At 63.0% G+C, this 18,900-nt stretch carries 20 protein-coding genes; 13 read left to right on the forward strand and 7 right to left on the reverse strand.

The window, feature by feature from the left end; translation table 11 throughout:
• Positions 1–4 precede the first annotated feature (4 nt).
• Positions 5–679, forward strand: coding sequence for an HAD family hydrolase (locus GY725_05065; protein MCP4003545.1), 675 nt, complete (start codon positions 5–7; stop codon positions 677–679).
• A 66-nt stretch (positions 680–745) separates the two neighbouring features.
• On the opposite strand, the gene trxA is transcribed toward GY725_05065, so the two are convergent.
• Entirely contained in the window at positions 746–1,072 is a 327-nt protein-coding gene (trxA, locus tag GY725_05070; GenBank protein ID MCP4003546.1) for a thioredoxin, read from the reverse strand.
• Between the two features lie 27 nt (positions 1,073–1,099).
• Positions 1,100–1,549: a hypothetical protein gene (locus GY725_05075; protein ID MCP4003547.1), complete on the reverse strand. Its 450-nt coding sequence runs from the start codon at positions 1,547–1,549 to the stop codon at positions 1,100–1,102.
• Between the two features lie 175 nt (positions 1,550–1,724).
• On the opposite strand from GY725_05075, the gene GY725_05080 reads away from it, so the two are divergent.
• Genes GY725_05080 through GY725_05115 form a run of 8 tightly spaced genes read left to right on the forward strand, consistent with a single transcriptional unit; the run spans position 1,725 to position 9,223 of the window.
• Positions 1,725–2,261, forward strand: a complete 537-nt coding sequence (locus tag GY725_05080) for an Appr-1-p processing protein (protein MCP4003548.1) — start codon at positions 1,725–1,727, stop codon at positions 2,259–2,261.
• Positions 2,258–3,037, forward strand: a complete 780-nt coding sequence (gene ccsA / locus GY725_05085; protein ID MCP4003549.1) for a cytochrome c biogenesis protein CcsA — start codon at positions 2,258–2,260, stop codon at positions 3,035–3,037. Before GY725_05080 ends, ccsA begins: the two co-directional genes overlap by 4 nt.
• Entirely contained in the window at positions 3,034–4,302 is a 1,269-nt protein-coding gene (locus tag GY725_05090) for a glutamyl-tRNA reductase (protein MCP4003550.1), read from the forward strand. Before ccsA ends, GY725_05090 begins: the two co-directional genes overlap by 4 nt.
• A complete protein-coding gene (gene hemC, locus GY725_05095) occupies positions 4,299–5,207 on the forward strand; it encodes a hydroxymethylbilane synthase (protein ID MCP4003551.1) in 909 nt (302 codons plus the stop codon). The genes GY725_05090 and hemC overlap by 4 nt, the downstream gene beginning before the upstream one ends.
• Positions 5,204–6,730, forward strand: a complete 1,527-nt coding sequence (gene cobA, locus GY725_05100) for a uroporphyrinogen-III C-methyltransferase (GenBank protein MCP4003552.1) — start codon at positions 5,204–5,206, stop codon at positions 6,728–6,730. Before hemC ends, cobA begins: the two co-directional genes overlap by 4 nt.
• Positions 6,717–7,691: a porphobilinogen synthase gene (gene hemB / locus GY725_05105; protein MCP4003553.1), complete on the forward strand. Its 975-nt coding sequence runs from the start codon at positions 6,717–6,719 to the stop codon at positions 7,689–7,691. The genes cobA and hemB overlap by 14 nt, the downstream gene beginning before the upstream one ends.
• Positions 7,684–7,875: a DUF4177 domain-containing protein gene (locus tag GY725_05110; GenBank protein ID MCP4003554.1), complete on the forward strand. Its 192-nt coding sequence runs from the start codon at positions 7,684–7,686 to the stop codon at positions 7,873–7,875. The genes hemB and GY725_05110 overlap by 8 nt, the downstream gene beginning before the upstream one ends.
• The gene (locus GY725_05115; protein MCP4003555.1) at positions 7,862–9,223 is read left to right on the forward strand and encodes a hypothetical protein; all 1,362 of its coding nucleotides are present in this window, start codon (positions 7,862–7,864) and stop codon (positions 9,221–9,223) included. Before GY725_05110 ends, GY725_05115 begins: the two co-directional genes overlap by 14 nt.
• Here the strand turns inward: GY725_05115 and GY725_05120 are convergent.
• Genes GY725_05120 through GY725_05135 form a run of 4 tightly spaced genes read right to left on the reverse strand, consistent with a single transcriptional unit; the run spans position 9,188 to position 13,386 of the window.
• The gene (locus GY725_05120) at positions 9,188–10,165 is read right to left on the reverse strand and encodes an LLM class flavin-dependent oxidoreductase (protein MCP4003556.1); all 978 of its coding nucleotides are present in this window, start codon (positions 10,163–10,165) and stop codon (positions 9,188–9,190) included. The two genes, GY725_05115 and GY725_05120, sit on opposite strands and share 36 nt — an antisense overlap.
• A complete protein-coding gene (locus GY725_05125) occupies positions 10,162–11,520 on the reverse strand; it encodes an AarF/ABC1/UbiB kinase family protein (GenBank protein MCP4003557.1) in 1,359 nt (452 codons plus the stop codon). Before GY725_05125 ends, GY725_05120 begins: the two co-directional genes overlap by 4 nt.
• An 8-nt stretch (positions 11,521–11,528) precedes the next feature.
• The gene (locus GY725_05130; GenBank protein ID MCP4003558.1) at positions 11,529–12,881 is read right to left on the reverse strand and encodes a hypothetical protein; all 1,353 of its coding nucleotides are present in this window, start codon (positions 12,879–12,881) and stop codon (positions 11,529–11,531) included.
• 55 nt (positions 12,882–12,936) lie between these two features.
• Positions 12,937–13,386 (reverse strand): hypothetical protein, encoded by a 450-nt coding sequence (locus tag GY725_05135; protein ID MCP4003559.1) that lies wholly within the window; start codon positions 13,384–13,386, stop codon positions 12,937–12,939.
• Between the two features lie 114 nt (positions 13,387–13,500).
• On the opposite strand from GY725_05135, the gene GY725_05140 reads away from it, so the two are divergent.
• Complete coding sequence (locus tag GY725_05140; protein MCP4003560.1) at positions 13,501–13,893, forward strand: CBS domain-containing protein; 393 nt, start codon at positions 13,501–13,503, stop codon at positions 13,891–13,893.
• 6 nt (positions 13,894–13,899) lie between these two features.
• Here GY725_05140 and GY725_05145 read toward each other — a convergent pair whose 3' ends face one another.
• The gene (locus GY725_05145) at positions 13,900–15,204 is read right to left on the reverse strand and encodes an MATE family efflux transporter (protein ID MCP4003561.1); all 1,305 of its coding nucleotides are present in this window, start codon (positions 15,202–15,204) and stop codon (positions 13,900–13,902) included.
• On the opposite strand from GY725_05145, the gene GY725_05150 reads away from it, so the two are divergent.
• From GY725_05150 to GY725_05160, 3 genes are all read left to right on the forward strand, one after another.
• Entirely contained in the window at positions 15,134–17,017 is a 1,884-nt protein-coding gene (locus GY725_05150) for an aldehyde dehydrogenase family protein (GenBank protein MCP4003562.1), read from the forward strand. The genes GY725_05145 and GY725_05150 overlap by 71 nt on opposite strands.
• Before the next feature lie 10 nt (positions 17,018–17,027).
• On the forward strand, positions 17,028–18,074 hold the full coding sequence (gene lpxD, locus GY725_05155; GenBank protein ID MCP4003563.1) for a UDP-3-O-(3-hydroxymyristoyl)glucosamine N-acyltransferase: 1,047 nt from the start codon (positions 17,028–17,030) through the stop codon (positions 18,072–18,074).
• 65 nt (positions 18,075–18,139) lie between these two features.
• Positions 18,140–18,871 (forward strand): ribonuclease HII, encoded by a 732-nt coding sequence (locus GY725_05160; GenBank protein MCP4003564.1) that lies wholly within the window; start codon positions 18,140–18,142, stop codon positions 18,869–18,871.
• Positions 18,872–18,900 lie beyond the last annotated feature (29 nt).

An 18,900-nucleotide genomic window follows, 5' to 3' on the forward strand; every position in this document is an offset into this window, starting at 1 on the left:
TCTCATGGGTAGTGCTCGGCTCCGCGTGGGCGCGTTCTTCGACGTCGACAAGACGATCATCTCGGAGAACTCCGCGAATATGTTCTTCAAGGAACTCTACGAGCGCGGCGAGATCGACACATGGCAGGTACTGGCGGGTCTCGGGGCCTACCTGCGCTACAAGCTCAATCTGCTCGATATTGAACGCTGGACCGAGCGCAATCTTCAGATTTTCGCAGGCCGCAACGAACAAGCGCTCGCTCGCGAGGTCGAGGGCATGGTCCGGGAGCAATTGATCCCGGTGATCTATCCGGAAGCCGATCGACTCGTGCGCCAGCACATCGAAGACGGACATCTGGTCGCGCTGGTTTCGGGCGCGACCCAATTCGTCATCTACCCGATCGCGACTCACCTCAACGTCAAACACACGCTGTACACCCACCTCGAAGCAGACGACGGCGTGTTGACGGGACGGGTGCTCAAGCCGATCTGCTTCGGCGAGGGCAAGATCTACTGGATCCAACAGCTGATCGAGCGCGAGGGCATCGAGCTGGCGAAGAGCTACTTCTACACGGATTCGATCACCGACCTGCCACTACTGGATCTCGTCGGCCACCCGGTAGCGGTCAATCCCGATCCACTGCTTTATCGCAAGGCCCTCAGTCGCCACTGGCCGGTGCGCTTTTTTAGGGCTCCTTAGGCGGGCGACGTACCCGTGACGATCGCTTGATTGCTCCCGATACCCACTCCGGGAAACGCGGCGAGCCTACGCCAGCATGCTGTCGATCTGTTCTTTCAGCTTGTCTTTTGGCTGCCGTCCGATGAGTGCGCTGGCCACCGTTCCGTCCTTGATAAAGAGGATCGTGGGCATGGAGCGCACCTGCAGATTGCTCGCGGTCTTCGGGTTTGAATCGACATCGACCTTCGTCACTCTCAGGCGATCGCCGTATTCTTCGGCCAGTTCCTTGATGACGGGTGCGAGCTGACGGCAGGGGGCGCACCACTCCGCCCAGAAGTCCACGAGCACGGGGGTCTGGGATTTCAATACCTCCTGCTCAAAGGTCGCGTCGGTTACGTCAAGAATCGTTGCCACGGGAAACCTCCAGTCGCGTCGGTTACGTCAAGAATCGTTGCCACGGGGGCCTTCTTCAGATTGCAGTGCCGAAGCATACAGCCGGCTTCGCTCGTCGGCATCGCTTGGGATGAATACATAGATGGGTTGGTTTCCCGCCCGGGCCAGAGCCGCCGCCGATCGGTACGCAATACGCTTTTCGGAGCCGACGATGAGCACCCCGGCCAGCTGAGGCACGTTCTCGGGAGGCTGGGCGGGCGATGAACTGAGCTTCCAGCGCACACCTCCCGGCAGCGGGCCGGGCTGGTCGTCCCCGTCCGACACGGCGTCGACCAGGGCGATTTTGGGGTCGCCGAGCATCTGGCTGGCTTGCTCGAGGCTCACGACCTCAAACCAGGGCGGAGAGCCCGAGCAGGCGAAGCCCAATGCCATCGCCAGGACCGCGATCAGCCCTCCATACGGTCGCCCAAAGAGGCGTTGCAGCAGCAGCCGTTCCATCAAATCCGTCCCATCAGAAACCATATTCAGCGCGGATTCTACCCGGGCTGGGGAGGGGGGCCAAGTCCCGGCCAGCTATAGCGGACGGCGTAGGACAGGGCTGGAAGCCTCTCGAGATCCACGCGCTTGCCCGACGCGCCACGGGGGGCGAAGATCAGGCATCCGGAGGCTTCAATTGGCGCGAATTCGCCTGCATGAAGGGGACATTTCGGCCGCTGAGGTCGATGCCGTGGTCAACGCCGCCAATACCGAGCTACGGCTCGGATCGGGCGTGGCAGGGGCGATCGGCCGGGCCGGTGGCCCTTCGATCCAGACCGAGTGCGACGAGCACGGGCCGATCAAATTGGGAGCGGCCGCACTGACCGGGGCGGGTAATCTGCCCGCCCGCCACGTCATTCACGCGGCCGGTATGCAACTGGGCAGCAGCGTGAATGCAGATTCCCTGCGCGCCTGCACCCGCGCTTCGCTCGAACTCGCTGCCGAACGGGGCCTGACCTCGATCGCATTTCCGGCGATCGGCACCGGAGTCGGCGGTTTTTCCGTGCAAGATTGCGCGGAAATCATGCTCGAAGAGGTCAAACGCTTTCTCGAGTCGCCCGGAAGCCTCGAAGAAGTTCAATTCGTGCTCTTCGGCGAGCCGAACTACCGGATTTTCGAGATGGTGGACGATGCCGCGAAGATCCGCGCGCAGATGGAGAAGATGGGCCGATGACGCAGTTCCTACACGCCTGTGCGATGGCGTTATACGTGTCTGCGTCCGCACTCGGCTGGCGCGGCCGCCCCTCGGTGACGGCGGCGTGGTTGCTCGGCGTAGGTGCTTTGCTGCACGCATCCGGCTTCCTGGCCCTCCATCTCGAGACCCCCCCGATCCCATTGGAGAGTTTTCCCGCTGCGCTCTCTCTGATTGGCTGGTTGCTCGTGGTTGCCTATCTGGTCTGCTTGCGTATCGCTCGCGTGCGCGTCGCAACACATTGGGTGGCCGGGATCGCCGCCCTGTTTACAATGAGTGCGGAGATCGGCTTCCAGTCGTCCGTCCCGGTGGATGTGGTCGCAGACACGGGCTCTGGCTGGATGCACGCGCACATCCTGCTTTCGACTGGTGGTTTCAGCTTGCTCGGGCTCGCCAGCCTCGCGGGGCTCGGTTACCTGGTCAAAAAACGCCTGCTCAAGAACAAGAGATCGGGACCGGTGGTGTTGCCCTCGCTCGAGAGCCTGGATCGCGCCGAACATTGGACGCTTGGCCTGGGCTTCGCGTTCTTGAGTCTGGGCGTCGTTACCGGCTTTGCCTGGGGTATGGGGCGCAGTCCGAGTCCCTGGAACAACCACAGCCTGTTCCTGCTGGTGGCCTGGGTGATCTATCTGGGACCCGTTGGCGTCCGTCTGGTACGTCGCCAACACGGAGCGGTACCCGCCCGCGGAGTCGTGCTGGGTTTCGCATTCCTGGCCTTCTTCTACCTCGGCATCCGTTTGCTCGGAGCCGCAGCGTGAATCTCTTTCTGGTTGGACTCAACCATCGCACGGCGCCGGTTGCCGTGCGGGAACGCTACGCGGTTCCGAGCAACCGCGCTGCCGTAATCGACGAGAAACTGGTGCAGGTACCCTCGCTTGCCGAGGTCGTTCTCGTCTCGACCTGCAATCGCACCGAATTGATCGGTGTCGGTCCGAGCATCGACGACGGGCTCGAGATCCTCAACAGCTTCCTTCATGCAGAGATCGGCGATGGAAGCGCCAGGGCCGATCAGTTGTACGAGTTGCGCGGGGCCGATGTCGTCACCCATCTGTTCGAACTCTCAGCCAGCCTCGACTCCATGGTCGTAGGCGAGGCGCAGATCCTGGGTCAGGTCAAGGCGGCCTACCGTTGTGCCGTCGAGGCGCGCAGTTGTGGACCGATTCTCAACCGACTTTTCCAACGGGCATTTCGCACCGGCAAGCGGATTCGCACCGAAACAGGTCTGGGCGCGTCATCGGTTTCGGTCGCGCGCGTCGGTGTGCAGCTCGCGCGCGAAGTTTTTGAGTCCTTTGAGGGCAAGCGTGTACTCCTGCTGGGCGCGGGTGAAATGGCGGAATCGGCGGCCATCGGTCTGCGCGACGCGGGAGTGCGCGACACGGTGGTCGTCAATCGTTCTGCGGAGCCCGCCCGTGCTCTGGCCGTGCGGCTGGACGGGAGCGCGCGCACCCTCGACGACCTGGATGAAGAGATTGCACTGGCGGATGTAGTGATCACCTCGATCAACGTCGAGCGTCCGATCTTGACCAGGGAGCGGCTCAGCGCGTCTCAACACGATCGCCACGGTCGACCCGTACTGATGATCGACCTGGGTATCCCGCGCAACGTGGAGCCGGACTGTCAGGAACTTCCCGACGTGTACGTCTACGACCTCGACGACCTCGAGGGTGTGGCGGAGCGGGGGCGCAGCGCCCGTCTCGAAGCGCTGGATCCCGCGCGAGCCATCGTCGTCGAAGAACGGGTGCGCTTCGAACGTTGGTACGCAGCTCTGCCTCTGGTCCCTACCATCCGCCAGTTGCGACAGCGAACTCAGGAACTGCTCGAGGCCGAGCTCCGAAGTGCCGGAATTGCCTCAGACCCACGAAATCCAGATGAGGCGGACTTGACGCGAATGTCCGAGGCAATCGCCGCCAAGATTTTGCATCGTCCACTGGAACGACTTCGCGCAGAAGCCGAAAATGGAACCGGTCCGTACTATGCCCAGGCGGTGAGTCTCCTTTTCGACCTGGATGAGGAAGAAGATTGACGACGTTGAGACTCGGAACTCGGGGAAGCGATCTCGCCATCGCACAGGCGGACTGGACTGCAGCCCAGTTGCGAAAACTTGGATGTGAGGTAGAGCTGGTCAAGATCACGACGACCGGTGATCGCCTCGAAGGTCCGATTTCGGCCTCGGGCGGCAAGATGCTCTGGGTGCAGGAGATCGAAGAAGCCCTGCTGGAGGGTTCCATCGATCTGGCCGTACACAGCGCCAAGGATCTTCCAACCGCGCTTGCGGACGGTTTGACGATCGGTGCTTATCCACAACGCGAGGATCCGCGAGACGCCTTTGTGGGAGCACCCGGTCGACGTTTCGCATCGCTTCCGCCAGGTGCGCGGGTCGGAACCGGAAGTGCCCGCCGCATCGCGCTCCTGCGCTCACTGCGTCCCGAACTCGAGCCCGTGCCGATTCGCGGAAACGTTCCCACGCGACTCGCCAAGATCGAGTCCATGGATCTGCACGGCGTGCTACTTGCTTCCGCCGGTCTGATACGCCTGGGAATGGAGGATCGCATTCTCGATCCCCTGGACCCGGAGCGATACGTGCCGGCCGCGGGCCAGGGGGCGCTCGCGCTCGAGGTGCGAATCGACGATGAAGATATTCACCAGATCATCGCGCAACTCGAGAACACCAATGTGGCGGCACAAGTACGCGCGGAGCGCGCACTGCTCTTCGAACTGGGCGGTGACTGCCAGACGCCTCTCGCCGTGCACGCTTCGATCCACGGCATCCGCCTGCAGTTGCGCGCACTCGTGATGTCGCCCGACGGCCGCGAAAGAGTCGAGGGATCAGCGGAGGCCGAGCTAGGCGGACCCGAGATGCTCGGCGTTACGCTCGGACGCGAACTTCTACAGCGCGGCGCCGGTCGTCTGATCGAGGGACAGGGGTGAGTGGACGTGTCGTGCTCGTCGGGGCCGGTCCCGGCGACCCCGATCTACTCACTGTGCGAGCTCTTCGAGAGCTGCAGAATGCACAGGTGCTGCTCTACGACGCCCTGATCGATCCGATTCTGCTCGGGCTGGCGCCCGAGGGATGCGAGCGCATCGATGTGGGCAAGCGGGGCGATGGTACGCGAGGCGTATTACAGAGCGAGATCGCGGACTTGTTGGTCAGCAAAGCGCTTGCCGGTCACGACGTCGTGCGTTTGAAGGGGGGCGATCCCTTCATGTTTGGACGCGGAGGAGAAGAGGCCAGCGCGTTGCGGCAGGCGGGGATTCCCTTCGAGATCGTACCGGGCATCTCTTCGTCCGTGGCCGTACCGGCCTACGCGGGGATTCCAGTAACGGATCGACGCGTATCTTCTTCGGTTACGGTCGTCACGGGGCATCGGGGCAAGGAAACGAACGACGACCGCGTCGACTGGGAAGGGCTCGCACGAGGTGCGGAGACTCTGGTCATTCTGATGGGCACTGCATGGCTGGACGATATCGTGGCACGCGTGCTCTCGACCGGGCGCGATCCGCAGACGCCTGCTGCAGCGATCGCATCCGGGGCAACGCCGCGCCAAAAGGTCGTGTGCTCGCCGCTAGTTGATCTGCCTAAAAGGGTTCGAGACGAAGGTTTGAAAGCACCGACGACGATCGTGATCGGGCAGGTCGTACAATTTCGCGATGAACTTGCCTGGTTCGAAAAGCGGCCACTGTTCGGACGACGCGTGCTCGTACCGCGCAGCGAAGACCAGTCGACCGGATTGGCGCTCGAACTGCTTCGGCGGGCCGCCCAGCCCGTCGTTCTCCCCCTTCTGGAGTTCGTGGCCGCCGAAGACGAAGAGTCCCTGGCACAAGCGCTGGCCGAGGTTTCCAGCTACGACTGGTTGGTATTCACGTCCGCCAATACAGTGCGATTCTGCGCCGCCCTCCTCGAGGGTCGCGACCTGTCACGCGTCGCAGTCGCCTGTATCGGAGAGGCGACGGCCGGCGCAGCGCGCGCCGCCGGGTTGCGTGTGGACGTGGTTCCGAGCGGAGCGTCGCTCCCCGATGAACTGGCTCGTCAGATTGCTCGAACCGGCCCACTGCGCGGCCGGAAGCTGCTCTATCCGCGCGCAGAGCGCGCCCGGGAGCGCCTGCTGACCGCACTGCTCGGAGAGGGGGCCCAGGTAGATCCTGTAGTGGCCTATCGCACCCGCATGCCCGAAGGCTCGGCCGCGAAGTTGCACGAGGTCGTGAAACAGGGAATCGATGCGGTGACCTTCACCAGCCCATCTACCGTGGAGCACTTCTTTTCGACGATTTCCAAGACCGAGTGCGAGGCTCTCGAGGGGCAGGTCGTCTTCGCGTGTATCGGGCCGACGACTGCAACCGAGGTTGCGCGCTGGTCGAAAGCCGAGCCCGTGATCGCCGAGCGGCAGAGCGACGAAGGACTGGTGAAAGTACTTGAACGGGCCTTTGCGGAGGGAAGCGATGCCATTTCCTGAACATCGTCCGCGTCGACTGCGACGCAGCAGTGGAATGCGCGATCTCGTGCGCGAAACGCATCTGACGCCTGCCCAACTGATCGACCCGATCTTCTGTGTCGAAGGACACGGAGTGCGAGAGTCCGTAGCATCGATGCCCGGTGTCGATCGCTTGTCGGTCGACCGATTGAGTGACGAGGCCAAGCGCATTGCCGATCTCGGTATCGGCGGTGTGATCCTGTTCGGAATTCCGCAACACAAAGATGCTCTGGGATCTGGTGCCTACGATGACGATGGCGTCGTTCAGCGAGCGACGCGGGCGATCAAGGAGGCGGTCCCCGATCTGGTCGTGGTCGTGGATGTGTGCCTTTGTGAGTACACCGACCACGGGCACTGCGGCGTGTACGAGAACGGGGACGTAGACAACGACGCGACGCTCCCGCTGTTGGCGCGAACGGCGGTTTCGGCCGCTCGGGCCGGCGCCGACGTGATTGCTCCCAGCGATATGATGGACGGGCGAGTCGGCGCGATCCGTCAAGCGCTCGACGGCGAAGGCTATGCGGATCGTGCGATCCTCTCGTACGCCGCCAAGTACGCTTCCGCTTTCTACGGTCCTTTTCGCGATGCGGCCGAGTCTGCGCCCATGACCGGAGATCGCCGCGGCTATCAGATGGATCCGGCGAACGCGCGCGAAGCGCTGGTCGAGATCGAAGAGGATCTGATCGAAGGTGCCGATATGGTGATGGTGAAACCGGCCATGCCCTGTCTCGATATCGTGCGCGCTGCGCGGGATCGCCTCGATGTGCCGATTTTCGCGTATCAGGTCTCGGGGGAGTACAGCATGATGCAAGCCGCGATCGCCCAGGGTTGGCTCGACGCGGAGCGCGCAATCGACGAAAGCCTGATCGCGATCCGGCGCGCAGGCGCGGACGGCATCATCAGCTATTTTTCAAAGAGTTGGGCGCAACGCTTCCGTGGCTGACCTCGAGTACAAAGTCGTCGAGACTTCGTCGGTGACCGACGACGACCTGCAGCGAATCATCAATGAAACGGTCAAGCAGGGGTGGACGCTCGAGAACATCCAGTTCGCGATGCGCGAAGCGTCGAAGCGTCCTTCGATGGCGTTCGTGATTTTCACGCGCCTCGAAGAGCATGCCTCTTCCTGATGCTGCCGGCCGCTGCACGCGGATGGTCAGCCGGATCGTCGCGCTGGTCTTCACGCTGTCCTGCGCCAGCACGCAAGCGCCGCTTCCCATCCTTCCTCACCTGACCTGGGCGACGCCCGTCGAGCGCGATCCCTCGCTTCCCAGTATCGGTCTTGCCCGTTTCGAGGACACGCGGCCCATCGAAGTCCGGAACGGATCGTCTCCCGGTATTCAGTTCGGCTGGTTCAGTATCCGTCGCGAGGGAGATCACCGGACAGGGGATGCCGCATTTGCAGGCGATCTTGTGATGGGTCTGCGCCGAGATGCACGCGAAACTCTGGTGCGTTCCGGTGATTTCTCGGATGTCCAGACAGTCGAATTTGATCCCTTGGCGCTCGACGAGGCGGAATTGGCGCACGCGCTGAGTTCTGCGCAACTCGACTACGCTCTCTCTGCGACGCTCGATGAGTTCGCTGGAGTCCAGTATCAGAGTTTCAGCATGACACCTATGCGTGTCGGTTGGATCCGCAATCGCTTTGGCCCGGCCTCGGGCCGGGTTTCAGTCAGTTACCGCTTGTATGATAAGAAGGGGATCGTTTGGAGCGAACGCATCAACACGGACCACGAGAGTCCGGACGCAACGATCGTACAAGCCGCCCTCGATTCCATGGCAATTACCAACGAGGCGTTGGCGCAAGCCGTCCACACCCTGGTTGCGGCGCAGCGCCCCCGTAGTATGCGTGTCATTCCGGTACGCGTGCTCGACGGGTGTGATCTCGGTCGAAAGCGGGCGGCCAGGCTGATTGCCGAAGTGAGTCGAGTGTTTTCTCGCGAAGCCGACTTGCTCTTTCGTCCCGAATACCAGATCTGGGACCCACCCGATGCACCCTGGCATCCCGCTCCACTGCTCGATGCTCTGACGCAGATCGATCCCTCCGAGGGAGGTTTCGTCGTCGGTCTGGCTCGATTCGGAAAAGGGCAGACCCCGGGTCTGCCCGATGACCGTTACGGGCTTTCCCGGTCATTTGGCCGCCACGCGATCGCGCGTTGTGAAAGCCGCAAGGTGGAGCCGCTGACGGTGATTCACGAGTTCGGGCATCTGATGGGTGCGGTGCACGTGTCGGATCGTGCTTCGGTCATGCATCCGAAGGCGGTGTTCGACGCGCGCTTCTTTGATCCGCTCAACCGACGGATACTGCTCGCAATTCGCGATCGCGAAATCGGCCGCCCTCTGTCGCGAGAGGTGATCAACCGGCTCGGAGCGATCTATCGGGCCGCATCCAGATTCCCCGACAAGGTCGAACCCCGAGGACTCGAACTGACGCTAAACGCGCTAGAGCGTATTCCCAGCTCGAAGCTCGGCCAGTAGCTCCAGCGAATTTTCAATGTCGACTTCGCTCGCACCGGGTACTCGCAGTCGCGCCACGAGATGGGTCATGGAGATCTGCTCCCGGTAACGGTGGATGCCTTCGGCTACTTGCTCGGGCGTTCCTACCAGGGCCACGGAGTCGATGTCGGCACCGGCCGCCCTCCGCAGGCTGGCGGCTCCCGCTTGCGCGAGAGCTGCATTCTGTTCCGCGAGCGACTTGCGCACACGTTCGACGACGGGTTCGCTATGACTGATGAAGACGGTGCGCATGACCGGTACCGCCAGATCACGGATCTGCACCTCCGGTGGAATGGCTTCGCGGTGCCGCGCGTAGTTGTCGATGAGGACCGGCAAGGGTTCCATCGGTGATGCGAGATAGGGAAGGCCGAGTCCGCCGACTTGTGCCAAAGCCTTCGGTCCGAAGCCAGCGACCCAGATCGGCGGGTGCGGCTTCTGCACCGGAAGCGGGGCGAGGCGAACCGGGCGCTCATCCATCTCGCCTTCGAATGCCACTGGCTCGCCGCGCCATGCACGCGTCATCAGTTCCAGGGCCAGGCCAAAACGATGGCGCTTCTCCTTTTCCGGGACGTCGAAAGCCTTGAACAGCGCCGATCGGAAACCGCGACCAGCGCCGAGGATCACACGTCCGTTCGACAACCGGTCGAGTACGGCAATCTCTTCAGCGACATGAATCGCGTGTCGGACCGTTAGCAGGTATGAGGTGGTTGCGAGCTTGAGTCGACTCGTTCGCGCCGCTACTGCTGCGAGCAGTAGTAACGGTGCCGGTAAGGCAGCTTCGCCGACGAAGTGACTTTCGGGCAGCCAATAGGAATGGAAACCGAGTTCTTCGGCTCGTTCGGCCTGCGAAGTGTGCAGCGCTGCGGAGCCGCTTCCATCGTCACGCCAAGGAGTCAGTCCGACCTCGAGCGGTGTTCGACTCACGATTGGCGAGCCAGCCAGGGGAGCAAGCCTTTGACCAGGTCGAGAGGCGTCCCCAGTTGATGTGCGACGCCGGTGATCAGTCCGAAGACGCGCCCCAATAACCACAGGTGCGGCGGAATGCTGGCGACCGGGTCGTCGCGCAGTAAATCCGCGAGTTGCTGGCCGATTTCACGGGTGGTTTCGTGCCAGCCGTCTTCGCTGCCGCGCTTCACCAGGGCGACCAGCAACTCGGCGGCGCACTCCACGGTTCCCGACTCGGGATCGCTGGTGCGCAGGCCCAGATTGCGCAGATTCGCCGACGTCGCTGCGACGTTTCGCGACAACAATCCCGTGGCGAGAAGCATCACCTGCTCGCGGAAATCTGCTGGCACTTCCTGCATGAGGCCAAAGTCGAGAAAAACCAGCTCGAACTCACCGTCATCGGTGGGGACCACGAGCAGATTGCCGGGGTGTGGATCGCCGTGGAAAAATCCGTGTTCCAGAATCTGCTCGGCGAACGCATTCAGTAGTCGCGCGACGATTGCCGAGGGGTCGATATTGGCACGCTGTAGACGGCGTGTGTCCGTCACTTTGATTCCCGGAATGTACTCCGTGACGAGCAGACGTCTACGCGTCAATGAGGGGACGATCTTGGGAATGCGGATACCCCGACCGTCTGCAAAATTGTCTGCTATGCGCAGAGCGCTCGACGCTTCGAGTCCGAAGTCGAGTTCGCGCTTCAGATTCTCTTCCAGCTGATCGAGCAGGTGCGCGTATCCCAGCGTGCCTTCGATCCTCTCGATCGCGCGCGTGGCCACGCGCAGGTTCCGCAGGTCAGCTCGCACGGCGGCCTCGACCTCGGGTCGTTGCACCTTGACCGCGACCTCACGGCCGTCGAACAGTGTGGCGCGATGCACCTGTGCAAGAGATGCAGAGGCGATCGGTCGGCGCCAGAAGCGCGCGAAGACCTGTTCTGGCGGTGCTCCGAGTTCCTCTTCGATCACTCTGCGAACGACCGGATAGCGATTGGGTCGCACCCGGTCCTGGAGATGTTCGAGTCGGTCGATATAGGCTGGCGGCAGCACATCGGCGCGCGCACCGAGGAACTGTCCCGCCTTCAGCAGCACGCCACCCAGGTCTTCAGCTGCGCCGTGCAGTGTGCGCGCGCTGATCTTGTGCCAACTGTGGCGCGCCCGACGTACAACGCCTCGCAACACGCCGTGGTCCAGAAGGTGAAGCCCTTTGTAGCCGAGGTAGACCTGTGCGATGGCCGCGCCCGTGCGCGTGGCGCGACGAACGCGTTCGCTGCGCCCCAGGAGTGCGTCGGGACTCTCCTGTCGTGGAGCCTCTTCGTTGTTCGTGTCGGCGTCGGTCATATCGCCTCCTACCAGAGAGTAGGCGGCGTCTTCGAACAGCTCCAGGATCCATTGAGTTCGTGCTCAGCCAGGAGGGCCTGGGCGGCCAGATCATCGGCGTTGGGCACGGCGCCGGAGGCGACGTCGGGTTCGTCGAGTTCCCAGGTTTCTGCCTCCTCGGGATTCTCGCTCGGGCCTTCTGCTTCGTCGAGGTCATCGGCGTCGTACTCGAACGGGGGGCTGTACTGACACTGAACCCAGAGGACGCTCGCGAATTCCAATGCGTAGGAGTCGCCAAAACTCGTGTACGTGAACCCATCGTCATCTGCGAGCAGGCCGATGCGAGGCCGCGGGACTCCGTCCAGAAACTCCGGTACCAGCTCCGCGATGTCGTCCGGGTAGGTCTGCTCTGCTGCCTTGAACTCCTCGAGTGCGACCAGCAGGCGAAGCGCGGTCGTGTCGCGCGCCTGGACCTGGAAGGAGGAAGCCGCCGAATTGGAAAGTGAGATCGCCACGAAGACGAAGAGACCGACAGCCATACGCAACAAACCGGCGCGAGAGGCTTCGTTTCGATCGCTGGGTCCGAGCCAGGCGACGGCGCCTGCGTAGGCGAGCGCGGCCAGACCGACTCCGATGCGCGCGGCCGATAGCTGGAAGATCGGGAACGCGAGGACGAATGCAGCAATCGCACTGCAGACCGCACCCGCGGCAAACCCGGCCCCTCCCCCCAAGCGCTTGCCGAGCCAGACTCCCGCCCCGGCAGATGCGTGTAGCGCGGACAGCCAATAACCCACCAGGAGCAGACCGAAGAGCGAAACGATGGGCCACGGACTCACGTTGAATGCGATAGCCGGGTTGGTTCCGGTGATCTCGGTCATCAAAACGAAGATCGTGGCAAATGTGAGTACGGCGATGGCGATGAACGCCAGTGCGCCCCGGCGCAGGGCCGAATGGGCCAGCGACGGCGCGAAGACCGCGCCGGCCACGATCCCGGAGAACACGAGTACGACGGCGGGGAAGCGCCACTCGAAAAAACGCCAGACGCTCTCTGCGGTATAGCCGTAGAAGACGAATACGCACATGACCAGGACCAGAGAAAACAGTCCCGCACGTGCGAGGGCATTTCGGAACAGCCCGAAGCCGATTGCGAGCAGTACCAGGAGCGGTGCCGTGAAAACCGCGATCGGCAACGCGGCGGCAGGAAATCCCTGACGCGCCATATCGGCCAGGGCTTTCGCCGGTAGCCAGCGCAGAGCCCAACCCTTTGGCCGCCACCACTCCAGGTCACTGAACATCTGCGATGCCGTCGGACCGGCGCCGAAGAAGTAGTGGTAGAAAATGACCAGACCGACAAGGGCGATCCAGAGGGCAGCACGCAACATCGAAAGGGCTCCGTGAAGGGAACCCCGATTCTACTCCTTTTCGCTCCTCTCGGAGCTACTTTCGCCGCGGGACGATCTGCAAGGAGGAGCCCTGTTCCGAGTCCTTGGGCTTGGCGGAAATGCTCACGTTCACATTGAACTCGTAACCGTCGAGCAATCCGCGCACGAGCTCGTCGAGGTTTGCGCTCTGCAACCATTCGCCGAATTCCTTGCTGACGCGGGCGATCATCTGCTCGCGCAACTCTTCCCCCTGCTGGCTGACGAAGCTCGTCCAGTCCTTGGGGGCGACCTCGGCGAAAGCCCGGCGCACCGCTTCTTCGGTCATGAAGAAACTCGAGAGCCCGACTCCGGCGGCCCGGCGCACCGCCTCCTGGAAGATGGCTTCGAGAGGACCGGCCCTTCGCCCGTCCTCAGGGATTTCCCCCTCCAGCGGATCTCCTTCCGCGGGGGGCTCGTGGAGAGGTTCCTTCGGGGTGCGGGTCCGCTTGTCTCGCTCGCGTGCCATGCCGGAAATACTAGACCATATGGAGCCAGTCACTCCACAGGGCCTCGCGGCTCGCAGAACGAATTTGGCAGGGCTTGGCTGTCGTGGTACTTCGGAGCGGTGATACACGACATCATGAAAACCAAGATTGCCGCGCTCTCTGCTGGCGACAGCCTGTGGACCGTCAAGGAGATCATGGACCTGGGCAGTGTTCGCCATCTGCCGGTCGTGGGCGGTGGGACCCTCGTGGGGGTAGTTTCCCAGCGCGACCTCCTGCGCGCCTCTCTCTCGAGTGTGATGGGCATCGGCGCCGAGGAGCAGCAGGTCTTTCTGGAAGGCGTGAAAATCGCCGAGGTGATGTCGAAACCGCCGATCTCGACCAAACCCGATGCCTCGATCCGCGAGGCCGCCCTGACGATGGCGCGCTACAAGATCGGCTGCCTGCCGGTGGTCCAGGACGGCAGCTTGATCGGGATCGTGACCGAGACCGATATTCTGAACCACTACGCCGGGATTCCCTCCGTCTGATCCGTCTCAGACCTCGACCAGCTTCCAGGTGCCGCGATAGAAGCGCGCGCCGAGCAGAATCGCCTTGATGAGGTAGTCGAAGACGAGCATGCCCCAGACCAGCAGTAGCGGGGCCTCGAATACGAGTGCGGCGATGCTTCCGGGGAGCAGGCGAAAGCAGAACAGGCCCACGAAAATGGCGAGCAGCGGAAAACGGGTATCCCCGGCACCGCGCAGTGCGCCGCCGAGCGCGAACTCGACCGCCATCAGCGGTTGGACTGCGCCGAGCAGCCAGATGAACTCCACGGTCAGAGATATGACTTCCGTGTCGTCGGTAAACTGTCGTGCGATCGGCTCGGCAGACCAGACGACGATCGCGCCGAAACAACTCATCGAGACGACGGCGCCCGCCAACGAACGCCAGCCTGCGCGTGCAGCACTGTCGGGATCGCCTTCGCCGAGGTGTTGGCCCACCAGAGTGGCTGCTGCGGTTCCGAAGCCAATGCCGGGCAAGAACGACAGCGCGAGGATCTGCGCACCCACATTGTACGCCGCGATGGCTGCAGTTCCGTAGCGTCCCAGCAGGCGCATGAACAACATCAAGCCGACCTGGAACAGTCCGCCTTCGATCGCGGCCGGGTAGCCGATGCGGAACATACGCCGAATTACCTCACGGTCCGGTCGAAAACTCGCCGGTCCGGGTTTCACCTGCAGCCTGCCGGATTGCCACAACACGGCGAAGATCAGCAATTGCGCGAGCATGGCCAGGCTCGACGCGATGGCCGCCCCGCTGACACCCAGCGCGGGGAAACCCCAGTTGCCAAAGATCAGCAACCAGTTCAACAGCACATTGAGCGCATTCGCCACCACGCCGATCACCAGCGGTGTGCGCGAGTCACCGGCGGCGCGCAACGCGGCGGCGAATACGAAGCCCACCGCCATAGGAATTGTTCCCCAGACCAGCCAATACAGGTATTCGGACCCGTACCCGACGACTCTCGCTTCGACTCCGTACAGGCTGATCCAGAAGGCCGACGTTGGAAGCATGACGGCCATCGTCAACGCTCCCACGACAGCGGCCAGCCAGATTCCCTGACGCAGTGCCGCATCGGCCAGATGGCGATCGCGCGCGCCCACTGCGCGGGCGAGCAGAGCCACCATCCCGGTGGGGATCGCAGCCCCCAGTGACTGAACCAACCAGAAGAACTGTCCGCCGACCCCCACTGCTGCGAGCGCCTCCGGACCCAGGGAGCCGACCATCATGAAGTCGACCCAGCGCACCAGGGTCTGGGTCGTGAAGCTGAGGATCGTCGGCCAGGCGAGTTCCCACACTCCCAGGGCCTGCGGTGCCGGTGCGAGCGGTTCGGGCGGTTTATCGCGCAGGTCGAGCAGATCGGAAGCGAACTCCGGGATCTCGTCTGCGGGAATCTGGGAGGGGCTTGGGCGCTCGGGCACGGAAGCTCTGTTTACACTCAGGTGCGACCCGACGTCAAAATTGTTCTGGGGTCTGGCGACGCGAAAGACGCCACAGCGCTCTGGCTGTATATTCCCGGACCAGAGGAACAGCCCCGAAAGAGGGCTTTGGAGGGAGGATCTCGTGGCGCTGCTTCAGACCGTGGACGGTCCGCGCGACCTGCATGGCCGGCGAAAGCTGGAAGTCTTCAACCCGGCGACCCTTGAACGTCTGGGCGCGATCGAGGTGGCCGGCGAGCAGGATGTTCGCGAGGCGGTCGAACGCGCTCGAGAGGCCCAGAAAGATTGGGCGCGCAGGGGATTCGGGGAACGCGGCCGCTTTCTCTTGAAGGCACGCGAACTCCTGCTCGAGCGCCTCGATCAGGTCGTGGACACGATCTGCGCGGATACCGGCAAACCTCGAATCGAGGCCATGAGCGGCGAAATCCTGCCCGCCTGTGATGCACTGACCTTCTACGCCAAGCGCAGCAAACGACTGCTCGAGGACGAGCGCAAGCCCCTCCACCTGCTCAAGCACAAGAAGCTGGTGCTCTCGTATCGACCGATTGGAGTGATCGGCATCATCACACCCTGGAATTTCCCGTTCATCCTCTCGTTGAACCCGGTCATACAGGCGCTGATGGCCGGGAACAGCGTGGTGCTCAAGCCCAGTGAAGTCACGCCCTTTGTCGGTCTGGTGTTGGGCGAAATCTTCCGGGATGCGGGCCTACCCGACGGAGTTCTGCAGGTCCTGACCGGTGATGGCAGCACGGGCGCGGCACTGGTCGAGGCCGGGTGCGACAAGATCTGTTTCACGGGATCGGTGCGCACGGGTCGGGAGATCGCCGAGTCCTGCGGACGTCAGTTGATCCCTTGCACACTCGAACTCGGGGGAAAAGATCCGATGATCGTGTGCGAGGATGCCGACCTCGAGCGCGCCGCAGCGGGCGCTGTCTGGGGGGCGTTCAGCAATAGTGGTCAGGTCTGTATGTCGACCGAGCGAGTCTATGTGGTCGAGTCCATCGCTGGGGAATTTGTGAATCGCGTGGTCGCGCTCACGAAGGAACTGCGCCAGGGGCCAGAATCCGAAGGTGAGATTGATATCGGCGCACTGTCTTACCCGCCACAACTCGAGATCATCGAGCGACACGTCGCCGACGCCGTGTCAAAGGGAGCAAAGGTGCTGACCGGTGGTCGACGCAATCCCGCCTACGAGGGCTACTTCTACGAGCCTACCGTTTTGACCGACGTCGATCACAGCATGGCGATCATGCGCGAGGAAACCTTCGGTCCCTGCATGCCCATCCAGGTGGTCAAAGACGAAGATGAAGCGGTGCAACTGGCCAACGAATCCAGCTACGGCCTGCAAGCCAATGTCTGGACGCGCGACACCTACAAGGCCACGCGCATCGCCAATTCGATCGAATCGGGAGGCGTGACGATCGACGATTGCATGGTGACCTACGCGATTTCCGAGAGCCCATTCGGCGGTGTGAAGAACAGTGGCATCGGTCGGGTCAACGGAGAGATCGGTTTGAAGAGCTGCTGCAATCTGCAGACGATCGTTTCGCCGCGTTTCCGCGCGGGTGGCCCGTCGGGTGGCTATCCGTACAGCGCCAAGGGACTGCGTGGCATCCGTCGCATGCTAGGTCTTTTCTATCGCTCGCCGATCGGGAAGCTCCTGGGCAACTGAGGTCCACGAAATGCTACTTCGCGAGATCGCCAGTGCCCTGAAGCTACCGTTTGACGGCGACGGTGAGCAAGAGATCCACGGCCTGGCCGGACTCGAGGAAGCGGGTCCGTTCGAGCTGAGTTTCGTCACCGGTTCGCGCTATCAGCGTTTGTTCAAGTCCTCGAGCGCGGGGGCGGTCTTTGCACCGCTCGATTTCGACACGATGGGGCGACCCTGCCTGCGTTCGACCGCACCCTACGCGGAGTTCGGACGCGCGACCGCGCTCTTCTATCCCCGTGTGCCCGCAGTTCCGGGCGTTCACCCGAGTGCGGCGATCGGCGAAAACGTGGAACTGGGCAAGGAGGTGTCGATTGGAGCACTGGTATCGATCGCAGCGGGTTCGCGTATCGGCGATCGCACCTGCATTCACCCCCATGTGACGATCTACCCGAACGTACAAACCGGAGCGGATTGCGAACTGCATTCCGGCGTGCACGTGCACGAAGGAGTTCGGCTCGGCGATCGCGTGACGATCCAATCCGGCAGCGTGATCGGAGGGCAGGGATTCGGTTTCGCAGTCGATGCGCAGGGACGCAATACGCGCATACCCCACACATGCCCGGTTCTGATCGGCGATGATTGTGACATCGGCGCGAACGTGACCATCGATGCTTCTCATCCCGGTCACCTGCGGCGCAGCCACGACAGCGTGGCCACGCGCCTGGGCAATGGAGTCAAGCTCGACAATCAGGTTCACATCGGCCACGGTTGCGAGATCGGCGACTCGAGCGTGTTGTGTGCGAAGGTCGGACTCGCCGGAGGCACATCGGTCGGACGCGGGGTCTATATGGGTGGCACGGCGATCGCCGCTGGTCATCTGCACATCGGAGACCTCTCCCTGGTCGGGGCCGGGACCGGGGTGAGCGGCGATCTGGAGCCGGGCTCGCAGGTACTCGGCTCGCCGCACATGGAGCGTCGTCTGTGGGGGCGCTGGGCCGCTGCCCGCAAGCGGCTGCCCGAACTGCTCAAGCGCGTAAAGCGCATCGAAGACAAACTCGAGATCTCACAAGAGGACTGAGCGTGAAACTGGGGGGTGTATCGCTCGCAGAGCTGCGTCGTCGCTATGCGCTCGGAAACGGGGAACTGGATCCATCGGTGCTGCACGCTCTGCGCGAAGACGGGCGGGCCGGGGCCAGGGAACTGGCCGCCCGGCACGAAGCACGGAGCGAACGACAAGCCCGCGAGCTCCAGCGCCTCGGGGTTCTATTTGCAGAGGAGGCCGAGCAGCACGCCCTCGGGATCGCGCGGGTCGCCGGGATCGACGAGGTCGGTATGGGACCGCTTGCGGGACCGGTCGTTTCAGCGGCCGTCGTACTGCCCGAAAACGCCCAGTTATTCGGTCTCAACGATTCGAAGAAGCTGTCGAGAGCGGCGCGCGAGAGGCTCGATGGCGAGATCCGCTCGCTTGCGCTCGGGGTTTCGATCGGCCTGGCTGAACCCCGCGAGATCGACGAGGTGAACATCTACCAGGCCGGCCTGCTCGCGATGCGCCGCGCGCTCGAAGGTCTGGCACCTGCCGCAGACTTCGCACTGGTCGATGCGCGGCGCATTCCAGGCGTGAGCATCCCGCAAAAGCCGATCGTCCGCGGAGACACCAGGATTGCCTGCATCTGTGCCGCTTCGATCGTCGCCAAGGTCTGGCGCGACGCCCATATGAGCGAACTCGATCGGCGTTTTCCCGACTACGGCTTCGCCCACAACTCCGGCTACGGGACCGCCGAACACTTGAGTGCGCTCACCCGGCATGGGCCCACGCCCTCGCACCGGCATAGCTTTGAGCCCGTGCGGCTCGCAGCCCGGCCCGGACGGTCCTGAATGCCGCACGCCGTTCTCGAGGGCTCCGT

It is taken from the genome of bacterium, assembly GCA_024226335.1.
In the GTDB taxonomy this organism is placed as follows: domain Bacteria; phylum Myxococcota_A; class UBA9160; order SZUA-336; family SZUA-336; genus JAAELY01.

Bases quoted from the DNA above. Each gene is read 5' to 3' on its own strand.
- GY725_05065 (MCP4003545.1), top strand. From the start codon at position 5: ATGGGTAGTGCTCGGCTCCGCGTGGGCGCGTTCTTCGACGTCGACAAG.
- GY725_05075 (MCP4003547.1), bottom strand. From the start codon at position 1,549: ATGGAACGGCTGCTGCTGCAACGCCTCTTTGGGCGACCGTATGGAGGG.
- ccsA (MCP4003549.1), top strand. From the start codon at position 2,258: ATGACGCAGTTCCTACACGCCTGTGCGATGGCGTTATACGTGTCTGCG.
- hemB (MCP4003553.1), top strand. From the start codon at position 6,717: ATGCCATTTCCTGAACATCGTCCGCGTCGACTGCGACGCAGCAGTGGA.
- GY725_05115 (MCP4003555.1), top strand. From the start codon at position 7,862: ATGCCTCTTCCTGATGCTGCCGGCCGCTGCACGCGGATGGTCAGCCGG.
- GY725_05125 (MCP4003557.1), bottom strand. From the start codon at position 11,520: ATGACCGACGCCGACACGAACAACGAAGAGGCTCCACGACAGGAGAGT.
- GY725_05130 (MCP4003558.1), bottom strand. From the start codon at position 12,881: ATGTTGCGTGCTGCCCTCTGGATCGCCCTTGTCGGTCTGGTCATTTTC.
- GY725_05135 (MCP4003559.1), bottom strand. From the start codon at position 13,386: ATGGCACGCGAGCGAGACAAGCGGACCCGCACCCCGAAGGAACCTCTC.
- GY725_05140 (MCP4003560.1), top strand. From the start codon at position 13,501: ATGAAAACCAAGATTGCCGCGCTCTCTGCTGGCGACAGCCTGTGGACC.
- GY725_05150 (MCP4003562.1), top strand. From the start codon at position 15,134: ATGAAGTCGACCCAGCGCACCAGGGTCTGGGTCGTGAAGCTGAGGATC.
- lpxD (MCP4003563.1), top strand. From the start codon at position 17,028: ATGCTACTTCGCGAGATCGCCAGTGCCCTGAAGCTACCGTTTGACGGC.